Source organism: Roseateles sp. P5_B10 (assembly GCF_056400485.1).
Genome location: NZ_JBFULE010000675.1, coordinates 1 through 2891, shown reverse-complemented (window position 1 = coordinate 2891; position 2891 = coordinate 1). Strand labels below are relative to the sequence as shown.

Genomic DNA, 2891 nt, shown 5'->3' with positions numbered 1-2891 from the left:
GGATCTCGCGGTTGACGATGTAGGKCGTGTAGCACTCGGTGTAGCCATGGTCCGTCGTCTGCACGTCGAGCATGAACTGGGCAAGCGCGCGATGCAGTCTGGCGGCCGGGCCTTTCAGGAAGGCGAAGCGCGAGCCCGAGAGCTTGGCGCCCATCTCGAAGTCCAGGCCCAGCGGCGCGCCCAGGTCGACGTGGTCCTTGACCTCGAAGTCGAATGTGCGGGGCGTACCCCAGCGGCACACTTCGACATTGCCGGTCTCGTCCGCGCCCGCAGGCACACTCGCGTCGGGCAGATTGGGCACGCCCATCAGCATCTGGTTCAGCTCGACCTGGATGGCGTCCAGGCGTTCGGCGCCGGCTTTCAGCTCGTCGGCAATGCTGCCGACTTCTGCCATCAGCGCCGAGGCATCTTCGCCCTTGCCCTTGGCCATGCCGATCTGCTTGGACAGCGCATTGCGGCGGGCCTGCAGTTCCTCGGTGCGCACCTGCACCGAGCGGCGCTCGCCTTCGAGCGACTTGAAGCGCTCCACGTCGAGGAAGGTCTGGGGGGTCTTGCGCGCGTTCAGGCGCTCGATGACAGCATCGAGGTCCTTGCGCAGCTGGGTGATGTCGAGCATGGGAATACCTTCAGGATTCGAATAGACAAGCGGCGCCAATGTGAGGCGCCGCCGGAAGCTGGAAGCACCGGCGTCAAGATCGCGAGGAACTGACCTCGGCCATGGACTTGTCGCCCAGCCCCATCGGCAACGGGAAGCGAACATGCTCCTCCACGCCCGGCAGGCTACGCACCGTGGTGGCGCCCAGCGCGCGCAGGCGGTCGATGACGGCCTGCACCAGCACATCGGGCGCCGAGGCGCCGGCCGTCAGACCCACACGGGCCCGGCCCTCCAGCCACTCGGCCTTCAGGTCTTCGGCGGAGTCGACCATATAGCCCGGCGTGCCCAGGCGTTCGGCCAGTTCGCGCAGACGGTTGCTGTTGGAACTGGTGGGGCTGCCAACAACGATGACGACGTCCACCTGGGGCGCAAGCACCTTGACGGCGTCCTGGCGGTTCTGCGTGGCGTAGCAGATGTCCTGCTGCTTGGGTTCGCGCACCTGGGGGAAGACGCGCTTCACCTCGGCCAGGATCTCCGCCGCGTCGTCCACGCTCAACGTGGTCTGCGTGACGACGGCGAGCTTGCTCTGATCACGCACCTGCACCTTGGCCACATCCTCGACCTCTTCGACAAGGAAGATGCCTTCGGACAGCTGGCCCATCGTGCCCTCGACCTCGGGATGACCCTTGTGGCCGATCATGATGAATTCATAGCCTTCGCGGTGCAGCTTGGCCACCTCGACGTGGACYTTGGTCACCAGCGGGCAGGTCGCGTCGAACACCTGGAAGCCCCGTGCGGCGGCCTCGCGGCGCACCTCCTGGCTGACGCCATGGGCGCTGAACACCAGCGTCGCGCCGGGCGGCACCTCGGCCAGGTCCTCGATGAAGATGGCGCCGCGCGACTTCAGGTCGTTGACGACGTAGGTGTTGTGGACGATCTCGTGGCGCACGTAGATCGGCGAGCCGAACTTCAACAGCGCGCGCTCGACGATCTCGATGGCGCGGTCCACGCCGGCGCAAAAGCCGCGCGGTTCGGCCAGCACCACTTCCTGGGGATGCAAAACAGCGTTCATCAAAGCACCCCGATCACTTGGACTTCAAAGTTGACCGGTTGGCCAGCAAGCGGGTGGTTGAAGTCGAACAGCAGGGCTTCGTCGCCAAGTTCGCGAACGACCCCGGCATAGCCGCCCTGCCCGTCCGGGCCGGGGAATTGCACGACGTCACCGACGTTGTAGACCTCGTCCGGGTCGCCCAGTTGGCGCAGCAGTGACAGCTTCACGCGCTGCAACAGCTCGGGGTTGCGTTCGCCGAACGCTTCGCCGGGCGCCAGCGCGAAACGCTCATGCGCGCCCTCGGGCAGGCCGATGAGGCGCGCTTCGATGGCGGGCGACAGCTGGCCGGCACCGAGCGACAGCGTGGCGGGCTTGTCGTCAAAGGTGTTGACGATGTCGGCGCCGTCCGGGCCCGAGAGCCGGTAATGCAAGGTCAGGAAGGACCCGGCCTGGATGGGGTTCATGCGAGAAGGGAAAAGAAAAGGGAACGCTTGGCTAGACTGCGGCCGATTTTATGTCGTTGACCCATCTGCCCCCTGAAGCCCGCCCGCGCGAGAAATTGCTTGCCCGCGGCCCGCAGGCGTTGGCGGATGCCGAACTGCTCGCCCTGCTGCTGCGCACCGGCATCCAGGGCCTGCCCGTGCTGCAACTGGCACAGAGCCTGCTGGATCGATTTGGCGGCTGGGCGGGGCTGCTGGCGGCCAGCGTGCAGGACCTCGGCAAGATCAAGGGCCTGGGCCCCGCAAAGCGTGCCGAGATCGCCGCCGTGCTGGAGATTGCGCGGCGCTCGCTGAACCAGCAGCTGACCGAGAAGCCAGCGCTGAACGACGTGGACACGGTCAAGACTTATCTGCGCCTGCATCTGGGCGCGCTGGGCCACGAAGTCTTCGCAGTGCTGTTCCTCGACGCGCAGTTGCGCCTGATTGCAATGGAGACGCTCTTCCAGGGCTCGCTGACCCACACGACCGTGCATCCGCGCGAGGTCGTCAAACGTGCTCTCGCCCTGGGCGCCGGCGCTGCCATCCTCGCCCACAACCACCCCAGCGGCGTGGCCGAGCCCTCGCGCGCCGATGAACTGCTGACCAAGCATCTCAGCCAGGCGCTGGCCCTGGTGGATGTGCGTGTTGTCGACCATTTCGTCGTCGGTGCGAACGAGGTCGTGTCATTTGCCGAGCGGGGGCTGCTGTGACCGTCAAGACGGTGCGCAGCCTCGCCGACCTGAAACCGCTGGCCCGCGAGTTGGCC

4 protein-coding genes are annotated in these 2891 nt (G+C 66.4%); 1 reads left to right on the top strand and 3 read right to left on the bottom strand.

Translation table 11 applies throughout. The features are described from left to right. The 3 genes from AC1DU6_RS25805 to AC1DU6_RS25795 form a co-directional block, all read right to left on the bottom strand. Positions 1-616, bottom strand: a 616-nt coding sequence (locus tag AC1DU6_RS25805; protein ID WP_477860595.1) for a serine--tRNA ligase, incomplete at its 3' end; no start/stop codon positions are given. A gap of 73 nt (positions 617-689) precedes the next feature. Next, positions 690-1667, bottom strand: a complete 978-nt coding sequence (gene ispH, locus AC1DU6_RS25800; protein WP_457324035.1) for a 4-hydroxy-3-methylbut-2-enyl diphosphate reductase — start codon at positions 1665-1667, stop codon at positions 690-692. Next, on the bottom strand, positions 1667-2110 hold the full coding sequence (locus AC1DU6_RS25795) for an FKBP-type peptidyl-prolyl cis-trans isomerase (protein ID WP_457324034.1): 444 nt from the start codon (positions 2108-2110) through the stop codon (positions 1667-1669). The genes ispH and AC1DU6_RS25795 overlap by 1 nt, the downstream gene beginning before the upstream one ends. Before the next feature lie 50 nt (positions 2111-2160). Here AC1DU6_RS25795 and radC point away from each other — a divergent pair, with 50 nt between their 5' ends. Beyond that, positions 2161-2835, top strand: a complete 675-nt coding sequence (gene radC / locus AC1DU6_RS25790) for a RadC family protein (protein ID WP_457324033.1) — start codon at positions 2161-2163, stop codon at positions 2833-2835. Positions 2836-2891: the final 56 nt, after the last annotated feature.

What these genes read in the sequence shown, in the direction of transcription:
- AC1DU6_RS25795 (WP_457324034.1), bottom strand. Translation starts at nt 2,110, where the DNA reads ATGAACCCCATCCAGGCCGGGTCCTTCCTGACCTTGCATTACCGGCTC.
- radC (WP_457324033.1), top strand. Translation starts at nt 2,161, where the DNA reads ATGTCGTTGACCCATCTGCCCCCTGAAGCCCGCCCGCGCGAGAAATTG.